At 67.1% G+C, this 15557-nt stretch carries 14 protein-coding genes and 1 pseudogene; 8 read left to right on the top strand and 7 right to left on the bottom strand.

Features of this window, described 5'->3' with window-relative positions; all coding sequences use genetic code 11:
• Positions 1 to 63: 63 nt before the first annotated feature.
• Positions 64 to 396 carry a DUF805 domain-containing protein gene (locus AC1Q5S_RS18895; RefSeq protein WP_303836885.1) on the bottom strand — a complete coding sequence of 111 codons (333 nt, stop codon included), beginning with the start codon at positions 394 to 396 and terminating at the stop codon, positions 64 to 66.
• Between the two features lie 259 nt (positions 397 to 655).
• On the opposite strand from AC1Q5S_RS18895, the gene AC1Q5S_RS18890 reads away from it, so the two are divergent.
• Genes AC1Q5S_RS18890 through AC1Q5S_RS18870 form a run of 5 tightly spaced genes read left to right on the top strand, consistent with a single transcriptional unit; the run spans position 656 to position 4441 of the window.
• Complete coding sequence (locus AC1Q5S_RS18890; RefSeq protein ID WP_303836887.1) at positions 656 to 1129, top strand: DUF1924 domain-containing protein; 474 nt, start codon at positions 656 to 658, stop codon at positions 1127 to 1129.
• Positions 1126 to 1647 carry a diheme cytochrome c gene (locus AC1Q5S_RS18885; protein ID WP_303836889.1) on the top strand — a complete coding sequence of 174 codons (522 nt, stop codon included), beginning with the start codon at positions 1126 to 1128 and terminating at the stop codon, positions 1645 to 1647. Before AC1Q5S_RS18890 ends, AC1Q5S_RS18885 begins: the two co-directional genes overlap by 4 nt.
• Complete coding sequence (locus tag AC1Q5S_RS18880; RefSeq protein WP_303836890.1) at positions 1644 to 2411, top strand: cytochrome b/b6 domain-containing protein; 768 nt, start codon at positions 1644 to 1646, stop codon at positions 2409 to 2411. Before AC1Q5S_RS18885 ends, AC1Q5S_RS18880 begins: the two co-directional genes overlap by 4 nt.
• A gap of 15 nt (positions 2412 to 2426) precedes the next feature.
• The gene (locus AC1Q5S_RS18875) at positions 2427 to 3092 is read left to right on the top strand and encodes a response regulator (RefSeq protein ID WP_092700262.1); all 666 of its coding nucleotides are present in this window, start codon (positions 2427 to 2429) and stop codon (positions 3090 to 3092) included.
• Positions 3089 to 4441: an ATP-binding protein gene (locus AC1Q5S_RS18870; RefSeq protein ID WP_422203248.1), complete on the top strand. Its 1353-nt coding sequence runs from the start codon at positions 3089 to 3091 to the stop codon at positions 4439 to 4441. Before AC1Q5S_RS18875 ends, AC1Q5S_RS18870 begins: the two co-directional genes overlap by 4 nt.
• Positions 4442 to 4485: 44 nt before the next feature.
• On the opposite strand, the gene eda is transcribed toward AC1Q5S_RS18870, so the two are convergent.
• Together eda and edd are read right to left on the bottom strand one after the other, a co-directional pair.
• Positions 4486 to 5115 (bottom strand): bifunctional 4-hydroxy-2-oxoglutarate aldolase/2-dehydro-3-deoxy-phosphogluconate aldolase, encoded by a 630-nt coding sequence (eda, locus tag AC1Q5S_RS18865; protein ID WP_303836894.1) that lies wholly within the window; start codon positions 5113 to 5115, stop codon positions 4486 to 4488.
• Between the two features lie 148 nt (positions 5116 to 5263).
• Positions 5264 to 7033 carry a phosphogluconate dehydratase gene (gene edd, locus AC1Q5S_RS18860; protein ID WP_422203250.1) on the bottom strand — a complete coding sequence of 590 codons (1770 nt, stop codon included), beginning with the start codon at positions 7031 to 7033 and terminating at the stop codon, positions 5264 to 5266.
• Positions 7034 to 7093: 60 nt separating this feature from the next.
• Here edd and AC1Q5S_RS18855 point away from each other — a divergent pair, with 60 nt between their 5' ends.
• Positions 7094 to 8002 (top strand): SMP-30/gluconolactonase/LRE family protein, encoded by a 909-nt coding sequence (locus AC1Q5S_RS18855; RefSeq protein ID WP_422203252.1) that lies wholly within the window; start codon positions 7094 to 7096, stop codon positions 8000 to 8002.
• 12 nt (positions 8003 to 8014) lie between these two features.
• Here the strand turns inward: AC1Q5S_RS18855 and pgi are convergent, their stop codons facing one another.
• On the bottom strand, positions 8015 to 9577 hold the full coding sequence (gene pgi, locus AC1Q5S_RS18850) for a glucose-6-phosphate isomerase (RefSeq protein WP_422203254.1): 1563 nt from the start codon (positions 9575 to 9577) through the stop codon (positions 8015 to 8017).
• A 161-nt stretch (positions 9578 to 9738) separates the two neighbouring features.
• Between pgi and zwf the strand changes: the two genes are divergently transcribed.
• A complete protein-coding gene (zwf, locus tag AC1Q5S_RS18845) occupies positions 9739 to 11193 on the top strand; it encodes a glucose-6-phosphate dehydrogenase (RefSeq protein WP_422203256.1) in 1455 nt (484 codons plus the stop codon).
• Between the two features lie 57 nt (positions 11194 to 11250).
• Here the strand turns inward: zwf and AC1Q5S_RS18840 are convergent.
• Positions 11251 to 12224 (bottom strand): annotated as a pseudogene (locus tag AC1Q5S_RS18840) (ketoacyl-ACP synthase III).
• 99 nt (positions 12225 to 12323) lie between these two features.
• The gene (gene tal / locus AC1Q5S_RS18835) at positions 12324 to 13271 is read right to left on the bottom strand and encodes a transaldolase (RefSeq protein ID WP_303838301.1); all 948 of its coding nucleotides are present in this window, start codon (positions 13269 to 13271) and stop codon (positions 12324 to 12326) included.
• 164 nt (positions 13272 to 13435) lie between these two features.
• Here tal and AC1Q5S_RS18830 point away from each other — a divergent pair, with 164 nt between their 5' ends.
• Positions 13436 to 14281, top strand: a complete 846-nt coding sequence (locus AC1Q5S_RS18830) for a MurR/RpiR family transcriptional regulator (protein ID WP_303838303.1) — start codon at positions 13436 to 13438, stop codon at positions 14279 to 14281.
• Positions 14282 to 14406: 125 nt separating this feature from the next.
• Here the strand turns inward: AC1Q5S_RS18830 and AC1Q5S_RS18825 are convergent, their stop codons facing one another.
• Positions 14407 to 15390, bottom strand: a complete 984-nt coding sequence (locus AC1Q5S_RS18825) for a tripartite tricarboxylate transporter substrate binding protein (protein WP_303838299.1) — start codon at positions 15388 to 15390, stop codon at positions 14407 to 14409.
• Positions 15391 to 15557: the final 167 nt, after the last annotated feature.

Genomic DNA, 15557 nt, shown 5'->3' with positions numbered 1-15557 from the left:
CGCCCTGGCTGCGCAGCCCCACAAAAAGCCCGCAGGTCTTACGGTCTGCGGGCTTTTTTCATGTCATGCGGCGAAGGGCTCGCCGTAGGTGTTGGACGATGCTTCGCCGGGCTGCACCCACCAGTACAGCAGCACCAGAAAGCCGATGCCGCTCAGCAACAGCAGCTGCCACCAGCCGGTGCGACCAATGTCGTGCAGGCGGCGCGTGCCCACGGCCAATGCCGGCAACAGCAGCGCCAGCGAGGCCAGCGCGTAGACCATGTCGCCCAGCAGGCTGGCGACGATCATCACGATCACCTGGAACAGAAAAAACCACCAGTATTCGGACCGTGAAGCACGACCCGAAAAAGTAGCGTACTGTCCCAGGCACGACTGGATTGCCTGAACAAAATCCATGGTGAAACCCCTCTCTTGGTGGAATGTTGACGGACGGCTGGCGAATGCCCCAGGACATGATAGGAGGACCGTGCGACAAGCAGATATGCAGAAGGCTCCGCGGCCGGGGCACTGCGACAGCATCTATCGCTCAGCCCAAGGACGCTACTTATTGAACAGCTGCCAGCGCTTGACCAACAAGCGCCATGGGTTGTTTTTATCAAAATAAAAATCAAAAGGACTGGCGTGCGTCCTGCCCTGGCACCTTAAGCCATTCTTCATGCCCGCCTTGCACCATGGCGGCATGAACACCCCACACACCCCCTCTCTCGTGCGCATGGCCGCGCTGCTGGCGCTGGCCTTCGCCCTGGCGCCGGCCCGCGCCGCCGACACCACCGCTGCCTCGCAGATGCAGCGCTGGAGCGATGTCTCCGGCAAACCCGTCAGCGCCGAGCGCGGCCGCGTGTTCTTCAACAGCCGCCATGGCGGCGAGTGGTCGTGCGCCTCGTGCCACGGCAATCCGCCCACCACGTCCACCCGCCACGCCAGCACGGGCAAGACCATCGCCCCGCTGGCGCCCGCGTTCAACCCCGAACGCTTCACCGACACCGCCAAGGTGGACAAATGGTTTCGCCGCAATTGCAAGGACGTGCTGAGCCGCGAATGCACCGCCGTCGAAAAGGCCGATGTGCTGGCCTGGTTGCTGCAGCTCGATGCCCACAACCCGCCCCAGGCCGCCAAGGACAAACCATGAACCGCACCGCCTTCACCATGGCGCGCACCACCCCGCTCGTGCGCACCGCTCGCCGGTCAGCCACCCTGCTGGCCCTCGCTTGCGCCCTGCCCGCTGCCTGGGCCGACAGCCGCGAGATGCCCGCCAGCGCCATGCTGCCGGCCTACCGGCAGGAGTGCGCCGCCTGCCACATGGCCTACCCGCCCGGCATGCTGCCGGCCAGCGCGTGGATCCGCATGATGAAGGGGCTGGACCAGCACTACGGCACCAACGCCTCGCTCGACCCTGCCATGGTGGGCCAGATCAGTACCTGGCTGCAGGCCCATGCCGGCACCACCAAGCGCGCGCGCGAGGCCCCGCCGCAAGACCGCATCACCCAATCCGCCTGGTTCGAGCGCAAGCACCGCGAGGTGAAACCCGCCGTCTGGAAGCGCACCGCCGTGGGCAGTCGCGCCCACTGCATGGCCTGCCACACCCGCGCCGACCAGGGCGACTTTGACGACGACCGCGTCCGCATTCCGAAGAGAGAACTGCCATGACATCCGACACCCTTTCCACCCCATCGCCCTCCACTGCTTCAGCGCCCTCCACGGCCCCAACGCAGACGCCCCGGCCCGCCACCCGCCGCGTGGTCGATGCCACCACGCGCATGCTGCACTGGCTGATGGCGCTGAGCTTCACGGCGGCCTATATCACCGCCGACGGCGAACGCTGGCGCCTGGTACACGTCACGCTGGGCTACACGCTGGCGGGGCTGGTCGTGGCACGCCTGCTGTGGGGCTTGTTCGGGCCGCGCCAGGCCCAGCTGTCGGTGCTGTGGCGCAAGCTGCAGGGCGTGCCGACGTGGCTGAAGTCCCTGGTGGCCGTGCGCTCGCCCGGTGCGCTGCAGGCCACCTGGCGCCCGGGGCAGAACCTGCTGATGGCGCTGGCCGTGGCGCTGATCCTGGCGCTGGTGGTACCGCTCACCCTCAGCGGCTATGCCGTGTGGGACGAATGGGGCGGCGAATGGCTGGAGGAAGTGCACGAGTTCTTCGGCAACACCCTGCTGTTCGTGGTGCTGGCCCATATCGGCCTGATCGCGCTCCTGAGCGTGCTGCGCCGCAAGAACCAGGCGCTGCCCATGCTGACGGGCCGTGTGCCAGGCTCCGGGCCCGATCTGGCGAAAAGCAACCACGGCGGAATCGCCGCGCTCGTCCTGGCCTGCGTGCTGACCTTCTGGGCGTGGCAGTGGAACCAGGCGCCCCAGCAGCCCGCCACCGATGCCACGCGCTGGAGCGAGAATCACCACCATGGCGACGACTGACTGAAAGCCTCTTCCATGCGCATCCTGCTGGCCGAAGACGACGAACTGCTGGGCTCGGGCATCCGCGCCGGCCTGGCGCAAAACGGCTTCCAGGTGGACTGGGTGCGCGATGGCGTGGCGGCCGAGCGCGAGCTGGCCACCGGCGCCTACCAGGCGGCCGTGCTCGACCTGGGCCTGCCACGCCAGGACGGCATGGACGTGCTGCGCCAGGTGCGCGCGCGCCGCAACACCACGCCCGTGCTGGTGCTCACCGCCCGCGACGCCGTGCCCGCCCGCATTGCCGGGCTGGACGCGGGCGCTGACGACTACCTCATCAAGCCCATCGACCTGCACGAGCTGGCCGCCCGCCTGCGCGCCCTGGTGCGACGCGCCCATGGCCAGAGCGAAACCCGGCTGGCCGCTGGCAACGTGGTGCTGGACCCGGCCGCCCACCAGGTGATGGCGGATGGCCAAGCCGTGGAGCTGTCGAACCGCGAATACGACCTGCTGCACGCGCTGCTGCTGAACGCAGGGCGCGTGCTCAGTCGCGAGCAGCTGGAGCAGCGCCTGTACCAGTGGGGCAGCGAGATCAACAGCAACGCGGTGGAAGTGCACATCTACCACCTGCGACGCAAGCTGGGCGCGGCCCTGATCGAGACCGTGCGCGGCGTGGGCTACCGCATTGCACGCGAAACCGCATGAGCGCCGCCGCCCCGCGCACACCCCGCTCGCTGCAGACCCGGCTGCTGACCACGGTGCTGGCCTTGGTGCTGCTGGCCTGGAGCGTGGCCGCCGCGCTGGCCTGGCACGAGACCGACGAGGAAGTCAGCGACCTGCTCGATGCCCATCTGGCGCAAACCGCCGCCCTGCTGCGCCTGCAGCCCCTGGATGAACTCGACGAAGACCGCCTGAACGAAGCGCCCGAGCTCGACAAGCACCAGCCGCGCGTGGTGTTCCAGCTCTGGCACGAAGACCAGTTGCTGGCCCGCTCGGCCAGTGCGCCGCAGCAACCCCTGACGCAGCGGCGCAAGCGTGGCTTTGCCGACAGCCAGGTGGACGGCAAGGCCTGGCGCGTGTTCGTCACGCAGGGGCGCGAGCGCGATGTGCGCATTCTGGTGGGCGAGCTGCAGTCGGTGCGCCGCGAGATCGTGCTGGCCAGCCTGACCAGCATCCTCAAGCCCCTGGCCTGGGCCCTGCCGCTGCTGGCGCTGGGCATCTGGTGGGCGGTGCGCGGCTCGGTGCGGCCGCTGGGCCGGCTCGGGCAGGCCGTGGCCGCGCGCCAGCCGCAGTCACTGGCCCCCCTGTCCACCGAAGGCGTGCCGCCCGAGGTGCTACCCCTGGTCACGGCGCTCAACGACCTGTTCGAGCGCATGGCCCGGCTGCTGGCCACCGAGCAGCAATTCACCGCCGATGCGGCGCACGAACTGCGCACGCCCATTGCGGGCATCCGCATGCAGGCCCAGGTGGCGCAAGGCGCCACCGACACCCAGGAGCGCGCCATGGCGCTGGAGGCCACGGTGCAGGGCTGCGACCGGGCCACAAGGCTGGTGGAGCAACTGCTGCAGCTGGCCCGGCTCGATGCGGAGCCCGCCCCCGACAGCGGCAGCAGCACACCGTTGGCCGATGTGGCGCGCCAAGTGGCTGCCGACCTGCAGGCCACGGCAGAGCGCCGGCAGCAGCGCATCGTGCTGCCCGAACCCCTGGTGCCCACCGTGCGCATCCCGCTGCCGGAGCCCTTGGCCCGCGTGCTGCTGCGCAACCTGCTGGACAACGCCTTGCGCTACAGCCCGCAGGGCGCCGAAGTGCGATTGCAGGTGTCCACCCAGGCCGATGGCCAGGCGCAACTGAGCGTGGAAGACAGCGGCCCGGGCCTCACACCCGAAGAACAGGCGCGCCTGGGCGAACGGTTTTTCCGGGTGCTGGGCACCGGCCAGAGCGGCAGCGGCCTGGGCTGGTCCATCGTCCGGCGCATCGCGCGCCTGCACCATTTGCAGGTGAGCACCGACCGCAGCCCGGCGCTGGGCGGCTTGCGCGTCACGGTGCACTGGTAAAACCGCCGTCGCACCGGACGGGCAGGTCTGCACCGCGCCGCAACTCAGGAGGCAGCGCGCAGGCCCTGCGCGGAACGCGCCAGCTGGGTGATGCGCGCCCAGTCGCCCGCGCGCACCGCGTCCAAGGGCGTGAGCCACGAGCCGCCCACGCAGCGCACATTGGGCAGCGCCAGGTAATGGGGGGCGGTGATGGAGGTGATGCCGCCCGTGGGGCAAAAGCCCACCGGGCCAAACGGGCTGGCCCAGGCCTTGAGCAGCGGGATGCCGCCCACGGCTTCGGCCGGAAACAGCTTGAGGAACGAGAACCCGTCGGCCAGTGCGGCCATGACTTCGCTGGCCGTGGCCACGCCGGGCAGCAGGGGCAGGCGCAGGGCCTTGCAGGTATTGCCCACCTCCAACGTGTAGCCGGGGCTCACGGCAAAGCGGGCCCCCGCTTCGCTGGCGCGGCGGGCGTCGTGGGCATTGAGCACCGTGCCCACGCCCACCACGGCCTCGGGCAGATGGCGGGCAATGGCTTCGATGGCCGGCAGGCCGGCTGCGGTGCGCAGCGTCACCTCCAGCACCTTCACACCACCGGCCAGCAGGGCCTCGGCCAGGGGCAGCGCGTCTTGCACGCGCTCGATCACGATGACGGGAATGACCGGGCCGTGGCTGGCAATATCAAGCGGGTTCATCAATGTGGGGATCCTGGGTATTGGGTGCCGCGCGCGACGGGTGAAACTGTCACGACGCAAAGCCAGGGCCACCGTGGAACTGGCTTTGCCAGGCCACGGGTGGCGTCCCCCTGGGGGGATGACGCGAAGCGGCTCAGGGGGACAGCCTTTACAACCATGTGCAGGCTCCTTGTTCGGCGCCGCCCGCATGGCGGCGAAAGTTGGCGAAAAGCTCGCGCCCGAAGCCCGTGGCGGCAGGCGCGGTGCAGGGCGCGGGCGTGCGGGCGGCCCATTCGGCTTCATCCACCCGCACATCGAGCGTGCCCGCCACGGCATCCACCCGCACGATGTCGCCGTCATGCACCTTGGCCAGCGGGCCGCCGGCCAGCGCTTCGGGCGTGACGTGGATGGCGGCGGGCACCTTGCCCGAGGCGCCGCTCATGCGCCCGTCGGTCACCAGCGCCACCTGGAAGCCCTGGTTCTGCAGCACGGCCAGTGGCGGCGTGAGCTTGTGCAACTCGGGCATGCCGTTGGCCTGCGGGCCCTGGAAGCGCACCACGGCCACCATGTCCTGCTGCAACGCGCCCGCGCTGAAGGCAGCCAGCAAAGCCTCTTGCGAATCGAACACGCGCGCCGGGGCTTCGACGATGTGGCGGTCTTCAGGCACGGCCGAGACCTTGATCACCGCGCGGCCCAGCCGCCCCTGCAGCAGGCGCAGGCCACCGGTCGCAGAAAACGGCGCGCTCACGGGCCGCAGCACCGACGTATCGCCCGACACCGCGGGCGCGCTCTTGCCGCCTGCTGCAATGCCACCGGCGTTCACGCTGAGCACATCGGGGTGCATGAAGCCGCCGCTCAGCAGCTCGCGCAGGATCCACGGGGGGCCGCCGGCCGCCTGGAACTGGTTCACATCGGCATCGCCGTTGGGGTACACGCGGGCCAGCAGCGGCACGGCGGACGAGAGCTCGTCAAAATCGGTCCAGTCGATCAGGATGCCCGCGCTGCGCGCAATGGCCACCCAGTGGATCAGGTGGTTGGTGGAGCCGCCCGTGGCCAGCAGCGCCACCATGGCATTGACGATGCAGCGTTCGTCCACCAGCTGGCCAATGGGCGTGAAGCGCGTGCCGCGCTGGCCGATGTCGAGCACGGTGCGCACGGCCTGGCGCGTGAAGGCTTCGCGCACCTCGGTGCCGGGCGACTCGAACGCCGCGCCGGGCACATGCAGGCCCATGGCTTCGAGCAGCATCTGGTTGCTGTTGGCCGTGCCGTAGAAGGTGCAAGTGCCGGGGCTGTGGTAGGCGGCCGACTCGGCCTGGAGCAGTTCGCCCCGCCCCACCAGGCCCTGTGCGTACTGCTCACGCACCTTGGCCTTGTCCTTGTTGGGCAGCCCCGACCCCATGGGCCCGGCGGGCACGAACACGCAGGGCAGATGGCCGTAGTGCAGCGCACCGATCAGCAGGCCGGGCACGATCTTGTCGCAGACACCGAGCAGCAACACGCCGTCGAACACATCGTGGGACAGCGCGACCGCCGTGGCCATGGCAATGGCATCGCGCGAGAACAGCGACAGCTCCATGCCGGGCGTGCCCTGCGTGATGCCGTCGCACATGGCCGGAACGCCGCCCGCGACCTGCACCGTGGCCTGGTGGCGTGCCGCTTCATCGCGCACGATGGCGGGGTAAGCCTGGTAGGGCTGGTGGGCCGACAGCATGTCGTTGTAGGCCGTCACAATGCCGATGTGGGGTGCCTTCTCGACCGTCACCCGGAACTTGTCGGCACCGGGCAGCGCCGCGTAGGCATGGGCCAGGTTGGCACAGCCCATGCGGTCTTGCGCGGGCTGGCGGTGGATCATGGCGTCCACCACGGCCAGGTAGGCGGCGCGGCTGCCTGCGCTGCGCTGAATGATGCGGTCCGTCACGCGCGCTACCACTGAATGCATGGGGTGCTCCCTCAGAAGATCGATCTAGAATGTAATTCGATAACCAATTCAGATCAAGCAATGCCCCTGCAAGCACTCCCGCTGCCGCCCTCGGAACTGGGCGAATCACCCTTCTGGCACCCACTGGAAAAGCGCCTTTACTGGTGCGATATCGCGGGCTTTGCAGTGAATGCCTGGGAACCCGGTAGCGGCCACACCTGGCAATGGAAGATGCCGTCCGAGCCGGGATGCTGCGCACCGTCGGTGCACGGAAAAATAGTAATCGGGTTACGCACCGGGTTCTACCATCTGGATTGCGCTACCGGCGCGCTGGCCTGTCTGGCATCCCTGCCGGCCGACGCGCACGACCCCCGCCTGCTGCGCCTGAACGATGGCCAATGCGACACCGCCGGGCGATTCTGGGCCGGCTCGATGATCACCCCGCGCACGCATGCAGGTGCGGCGCTGTGGCGCCTGGACTGTACCTCGGGCCGCTGCGTGCTCGATCGCATGGCCGGCGACAACTTCACGGCCAACGGCCTGGCCTTCAGCCCCGACAACCGCTGGATGTACTGGAGCAACACCCCCGAACACCGCATCGACCGCTTTGCGTTCGACGCCGCCTCGGGCCGCATCGGCGATCGGCAACCGTGGGTCCACTTCCCCCGCAAGATTCCCGGCGAGCCCTACGGCGGCCGCCCCGACGGCGCCAGCGTGGACGTGCATGGCAACTACTGGGTGGCCATGTACGAGGGGGCCGGCATTTTGCAGCTGGCGCCTTCGGGCGAGGTGCTGCAACGCATCGCCACGCCGGTGCAATGCCCCACCATGGTGTGCTTTGGCGACGACGACCTGCGCACGCTCTACATCACCTCGGCGCGGGCCGGCCGGCCGGCCAGCGAATGCGAAGCCGCCATTCCTGCCGGCAGCCTGCTGCGCCTGCGGGTGGACGTTCCGGGCCTGCCGGTCAACTTTTTCCGCCCCGGTTGAGACCCCGCGACCTCAGCCGCGCATGCGCTGCAGCAGGCCGGCGGTGGACGCATCCAGCCCGGCAACCTCCCCATCGGCAAGACGCTGCTGCAGGTCGCGCGCCAGCACCTTGCCCAGCTCCACGCCCCACTGGTCGAAACTGTTGATGCCCCACAGGGCTCCGCTCACAAACACCCGGTGCTCCTGCAACGCAATCAGCGCCCCCAGCGACTCGGGCGTGAGCGATTCCAGCAGCAAAAAAGTGCTGGGCCGGTTGCCCGGGAAATGCCGGTGTCCATCATCGCCGGCCTTGCCCACCATCAGCGCCTGCGCCTGCGCCAGGGCATTGGCCAGCACCTGCCCATGGTGGCCGTCAAGCTGGTGCGCGGGCTGGCGCACGGCCACGATTTCCAGCGGCAGCACATCGGAACCCTGGTGCAGCATCTGAAAGAACGCATGCTGCCCATTGGTTCCCGGCTCGCCCCACAGCACGGGCGACGTGGCATAGGCGAGCGTATCGCCGCTGGCGCCCACGCGCTTGCCATTGCTTTCCATTTCCAGCTGCTGCAGATAGGCCGACCAGCGCCGCAGCCCGGCGTGGTAGGGCGCGACGCAGCGGCTGGTGAAACCATGGAAATTGCGGTACCAGACATCCAGAATGCCCAGACGCACGGGCAGGTTGGCCTCCAGCGGCGCCGTGCGAAAGTGCTCGTCCATCGCATGGCCACCCGCCAGCAGCCCCCGAAAACCGGTGGAACCGATCGAGATGGCCAGCGGCAGGCCAATGGAAGACCACAGCGAATAGCGCCCGCCCACCCAGTCCCAGAAACCGAACGTGGTGGTGATGCCCAGGGCCCTGGCGGCATCGGGTTGGGCCGTGAGCGCCACGAAATGGCGCGCCACCTCCGTGCCGCCCTGCTGCGCAAACCAGGCCAGGCAGGAGCGCGCATTGGTCATCGTCTCTGCCGTGGTGAACGTCTTGGACGCCACCAGGAACAAGGTGCTTTGCGGCCGCAGCTGCCGCAGCACGCCCGCCAGCTCATGGCCGTCGGCGTTCGACACAAAGTGAAAACGCTTGCCCGGCGCGCGCAAGGCATCCAGCGCCAGCACGGCCATGTGCGGTCCCAGGTCGGAGCCGCCAATGCCGATGTTCACCACATCGGTGATGCCATCGTCCGCGCGCATGCGGTCGGCGTAGGCCAGCATCGCCTCCAGCGTGGAATGCACCTCGGCCAGCGCAGGCGCCACGCCAGGCAGGTCCCCCGGCAATGCCTGCCCGGCGGGGCGGCGCAGCAAGGTGTGCAACACCGCGCGGCCTTCGGTGGTGTTGATGGGTTCGCCGTGCAGCATGGCGTCGCGGTGCTGCTCCAGACCGCAGGAGCGCGCCATCTCCAGCAGCAGCGCTTCGGTGGCAGGGTCCCACCGGTTTTTGGAAAGATCGGCGAACAGGTGCGGCGCCATCTGGCTGAAATATGCAAACCGCTGCGCATCCCCGGCAAAAGCCTGCCGCAGATCCAAACGTTCACCTTCCACAGAAAAATGGGCCTTCAGGGCAGGCCACTGGGGCGTCTGATCGCAACGAAGATACATGGGCATGTCGATGGTGCGCGAATAAAAAGTAACTAGATTACAAATTTTTTGGAAAATTCAGCAATGAAATACTGAAATAAGGCCTGCGTTACAGCATAAACCATGCATGAATGTAACCAGATTACAATTCAAACCCTGACAAGCATCGCCCCATCCATGGAGATCCCATGAGTTTTGACCTCGTCCTGTTCGGCGGCACGGGTGACCTCGCCTGGCGCAAGCTTCTGCCCGCGCTGTTCCAGGCCTTTCGCCATGGCACGCTGCCCGCGGGTGGCCGCATTATCAGCGTGGCGCGTGACGATCTGACCGATGAACAATACCGCAGCCGCATCCGATCGCGCTTTGACGGCGTGGAACTGGCCAAGCGCCCCACGGCGGACGAGTTTGCGCGCTTCGCGGCGCTGCTGCACCACCTGCGCATGGACCTGTCGCAGCCGCAGGATTATGCGCGGCTGGCCGCCATGCTCCAGGCACGCAACGCGGACTCGCTGGTGATGTACATCGCCACGGCGCCCAGCCTTTTCACCACCGTCTGCGAACAGTTCGCCGCCGTGGGCCTGAACGGCCCGGCCACCCGCGTGGTGCTGGAAAAACCCCTGGGCCATGACCTGCCATCGAACCGCGCCATCAATGCCACCCTGCGGCGCGTGCTGCGGGAAGACCAGGTGTTTCGCATCGACCATTACCTGGGCAAGCCGTCGGTACAGAACCTTTTTGCCATGCGCTTTGGCAATGCGCTGTTCGAGCCCCTGTGGCGGCGCGAAACCATTGCCAACATCCAGATCACCATCGCCGAAGAACTGGGCGTGGAAACCCGGGGCGCCTTCTACGACCAGACGGGCGCCCTGCGCGACATGGTGCAAAACCACGCCCTGCAGCTGCTGTGCGCCATTGGCATGGAGCCACCCATCAACGCCAGCGCCAACGCCATCCGCGACGAAAAACTCAAGGTGCTGCAATCGCTCAAGCCCTGGAGCCCCGACACCGTGGGCCAGCAGGTGATCCGCGGGCAATATGCGGCGGGCACCAGCCAGGGCCAGGCGGTTGCGGGGTATTTGCAGGAAAACGGCGTCGCCCCGGACAGCACCACAGAAACCTTTGTCGCCCTGCGCACCGAGATCTCCAACTGGCGCTGGGCGGGCGTGCCGTTTTATATCCGCACCGGCAAACGGCTGGCGGGCCGCAACGCCCACATCGTGGTCAACTTCCGCCCCGTGCCGCACCCGATCTTCCAGACGCCGGCGGGCGCAGCCAACCGCCTGGTGATCAACCTGCAGCCCCGCGATGGCCTGGAGCTGCACCTGCTGGCCCAGGGCGCCGCGCAGCACCAGAACGCACCCGCCCTGGCGCCGGTGCACCTGAACCTGGACTTCGACCAGCGCTTTGGCACCGAACGCGTAGGCGCTTACGAGCGCCTGCTGCTCGACGTGATCGCCGGCCGGCTGAACCTGTTTGTGCGCAGTGACGAGCAAGAGGAAGCCTGGCGCTGGGTCGAGCCCATTCTGGAGCACTGGCGCACCGACCCGCACGGCCCGCGCCTCTACGCGGCAGGAAGCTGGGGACCCAGCGCCGCCAGCGCCATGATTGCACGCGATGGCTTTTGCTGGAGCGAGGAGGTCTGAAATACCCATCGCTGGTGGCCCACGCAGCCACGGCGGAATGGAGGCAAAGGGAAAGGCTCAGCGCTTGCGCACCACCACGCTGCCGATGGAGTAGCCCGCGCCAAAGGAGCAGATCACGCCCAGGTCGCCGGCCACCAGATCGGCCCGGTGCTTGTGGAAGGCGATGATGGAACCGGCCGATGCGGTGTTGGCGAACTCGTCCAGGATCAGGGGCGCCACATCGGCACCCGCGTCCGCACCCACCAGCTTCTTGATGACCATCTGGTTCATGCCCTGGTTGGCCTGGTGCAGCCAGTAGCGGCGCACCGCCGTGGGCGCCTGGTCCAGCGCCGCCAGATGGGCCTCGATGTGGGCGGCGGCCAGCGGCACCACTTCCTTGAACACCTTGCGGCCTTCCTGGCGGAAGGTCTTGTCGCGCGCATTCGGATCGCTGTCCTCGCTGCGGTTGAGAACACCGAAGTTGTTGCGGATGGCGTTGGAAAACTGGGTGGCCAGCCGGGTGCCCACCACCTCCCACTGGTCGGCCGAGGTGGCGCAGTCGGCCCGCTCGATCGCAAAGGTGGCCGACGAGCAGGCCACGTTCATGTCGAAACCATAGCCCCCAGCGCCTGTTGGATCTCGATGGCCATGGCGGGGTAGGCGCGCTGCATGTTGGCCGCCGAGCACAGCACGGCATCGATCTGGTCGCCGGTCTTTCCTGCCGCGTTCAGCGCCTGGCGCGCGGCCTCCACGGCAATCTCGGCCATCAATGACAGCTGATCGTCGGGCCGCTCGGTAAAGCGCGGGTACATGCGCGCGGGGTCCAGCACGCCGGTTTTTTCCAGAACATAGCGCTGCTGGATACCCGAGGCCTTTTCGATGAACTCCACGCTGGAATAGGTCAAGGGCTCACGCACGCCGGCCGCAATATCGTGGGCAAAGCGCGCGTTTTTCTGGTCCACATGGCGGTTGAAGGACTCAACCAGCTCGGCATTGGTGATGGTGTGCGGGGGCTGGTAAATGCCGGTTCCGCTGATGACAACTGCGTGCATGGATCCATTCCTGTTGCCCGAACTCCAGGCAGGGTGCGCAAGTGTGCGAGCCCCGGCAAGGCCGGCGCGAGCGCCAGAGGCCGGAGCCAACGCATGCGATCAGGCCGCCTGGATGAGTTTCTCCAGCTTCACGGCATCGGCCGCAAAGCTGCGGATGCCCTCGGCCAGCTTTTCAGTGGCCATGGCGTCTTCATTCAGCGCGAAGCGGAAACCCGCCTCGTCGTACTGGACCGCGGGCAGCGGCATGGCGCGTGCGGCTTCGGCATTGAGCGCCGGTTGCAAGGGGGCATCGGAGGCCGCCAGCTGCGCCAGCAGCTCGGGGGCAATGGTGAGCAGATCGCAACCCGCCAGCGCGGTGATCTGGCCGACATTGCGAAAGCTCGCGCCCATCACCTCGGTGGCAATGCCGAAATGCTTGTAATGGTGGTAGATCTGCGCGACCGACTGCACGCCGGGGTCGTTGGCGCCGCTGCGCGCGGCCTCGTCCCAGCTGGCGCCGGCCTGCTTCTTGTACCAGTCGTAGATGCGGCCCACGAACGGCGAGATCAGCTGCACCTTGGCCTGCCCGCAGGCCACGGCCTGGCAGAACGAGAACAGCAGCGTGAGATTGGTGTGGATGCCGCGCTGCTCCAGCTTTTCCGCGGCCTTGATGCCCTCCCAGGTGGCAGCCACCTTGATGAGCACCCGGTCGATATGGATGCCCTGCGCCTGGTACAGCTCGATGATGCGTTCGGCCCGCGTCACGGTGGCGCTGGTGTCAAAGCTCAGGCGTGCATCGACCTCGGTGGATACGCGCCCCGGAATGGTGGCCAGAATCTCGCAGCCAAAGCGCACCAGCAAGCGGTCGATCACCTCGTCCATGGGGCGATCTTTCCACTGGGCCACCGTGGACTGCAGCAACGGCGCGTATTCGGGCTTTTGCACCGCCTTGAGGATCAGCGAGGGGTTGGTGGTGGCATCCTGGGGCTGGAACTGCGCCAGCTGCTTGAAGTCGCCGGTGTCGGCAACCACGGTGGTGAACTGTTTGAGGGCGTCAAGCTGATTCATGGCGAAAGTCTCATGGAGTGGGCAGTGGACAAGCCGGCGCCCACGCATGTTTTGCCAGGGCGACGGCAATCCGCAAGTGTAGACGGCCCGTTTCCGAGACCACCGTCGCCATGAAACCAAGTTACATTGGCGTGACATCGTTTCTGTTTTTCCGTGGAATTGACATGCTGGACCGCATCACCGCCTCCCTGCCCTCCCTGGCCCCCGCCGAGCAACGCGTGGGCCGGCTGGTGCTGGCCGATGCCCGCGCGTTTGCCCGCCTGCCCGTGCGCGAGCTGGCGGAGCGCGCCAACGTCAGCAAGCCCACCGTGGTGCGCTTTTGCCGCAGCATGGGCTATGACGGGCTGGCCGATTTCAAGCTCAAGCTCGCCGGCAGCGTGAGCGAGGGCGTACCCTTCATCCACCGCAGCGTGGACGCCGATGACAAGACCGGCGATGTGCTGGTGAAGGTGGTGGACAACGCGGTGGCGGCCTTTTTGCAATACCGCAACGCCGCCAGCACCGGGGCCATCGAGCGCGCCGCAGAGGCCATCACCAGCACCTGGAAGGCCGGCAAGCGCATCGAGTTTTATGGTGCGGGCAATTCCGGCTTTGTGGCGCAGGACGCGCAGCACAAGTTCTTTCGCCTGGGCGTGACCTCGATCGCCACCAGCGACGGCCATATCCAGGTGATGAGCGCCACCCTGCTCGGCCCGGGCGATTGCGCGGTGATCATCTCCAACTCGGGCCGCACGCGCGACCTGATGGACGCCGCCGACATTGCGCGCAAGAACGGCGCCACCACCATCGCTATCACCGCCAGCGGCTCGCCGCTGGCCAGTGCCTGCAATATCCACCTGGCCGCCGACCACCCCGAGGGCTATGACCGCTACAGCCCCATGGTGTCGCGGCTGCTGCACCTGCTGGTGATTGACGTGCTGGCCACCTGCGTGGCACTGCGCATCGGCCCCTCGCTGCAACCGGTGCTGCAGCAGATGAAAGAGAACCTGCGGGCCAAACGCTATACGTGAAACCCCCTGAGCCGCTTCGCGTCATCCCCCAAAGGGGGACGCCACCCGTGGCCCGGCAAAGCCGGTTCCACGGTGGCACTGGTATGGGGCGCGCTGGGTTCAAGGGCGGCTGTTGATGCAGGCCCTTAATCCAGCGTCACGCCGGCGTCGCGGATCACCTTGCCCCATTTGGTGGTCTCGGACGCCAGAAAAGCGTCGCAAGCCTCGGGCGTTGTGCCTTCGGCAAAGGTGCCCATGGTTTCGAGCTTGGCGCGGGTTTCTTCGCTGTGGATGATCTGGTTGACCGCCTCCGACATGCGCTTGACGATGTCGCGCGGCGTGCCGGCGGGTGCAATCATGCTGGCCCAGGTACTGCCCAGCATGCCTGGAATGCCCTGCTCCACAAAGGTGGGCACATCGGGCAGGATGGGCAGGCGTTTTTCACTGGCTACGCCAATGAGACGGATGCGACCGGCCTTGGCGGGCTGAATCAGGTTGGGCGGGGGATCGAGGAACAGCGGCACCTGGCCGCCCAGCAGATCGGTGAGCGCGGGCGTGGCCCCACGGTAAGGGATATGCACCATGAAGGTCTTGGTCAGCGTCTTGAACAGCTCGCTGGTCAGGTGCGCCGCCGAGCCGCTGCCCGACGAGGCAAAGCTCACCTTGCCGAGGTTGGCCTTGGCATAGGCAATGAGTTCCCTGGTGTTCTTGAACGGTGCATTGAGGGACACGGCCGCCACCAGCGGTGAAATGCCCATCAACGATACGCCCACCAGATCCTTGCGTGCGTTGTAGGGCAGCTTGGGGTAAAGCGTGGTGTTGGCCGTAAAGGCCGGAATCACCACGCCGAAGGTGTGCCCGTCGGGCGCCGATTTGGCCACCGCGTCGACGCCGATGATGCTGTTGGCACCGGGCTTGTTGTCGATCACCACGGGCTGGCCCAGCTGCTTTTGCAGGCCCACCTGCAGCAGGCGCGCCATCTGGTCGGTAAAGCCCCCGGCCGTGTAAGGCACGATGATCCTGATCGGCTTGCTCGGCCAGGCCGACTGCGCCAGCGATGGCAAAGCCGCGCTGGCCAAAGCGGCGGAGGCGGCCTGCACGAGGGCGCGGCGGGAAAGGTCGATGCCCATGGATGTTGTCTCCTTTTGCATGGAATATGGCGATGCCGCTTATTTAATAAGCACTTCGGCCATCCCATGGATAGCCTTCAAATACCCATCAAAGCGCCTTGACCAGTTCCGGCACGGCCGCAAACAGGTCCGCCTCCAGCCCATAGTCGGCCACGCTGAAGATCGGC

It is taken from the genome of Acidovorax sp. GW835-FHT14B10 (genome assembly GCF_058793725.1).
Note: the sequence above shows the minus strand (reverse complement) of the source record. Positions and strands in the feature narration are given on the sequence as shown.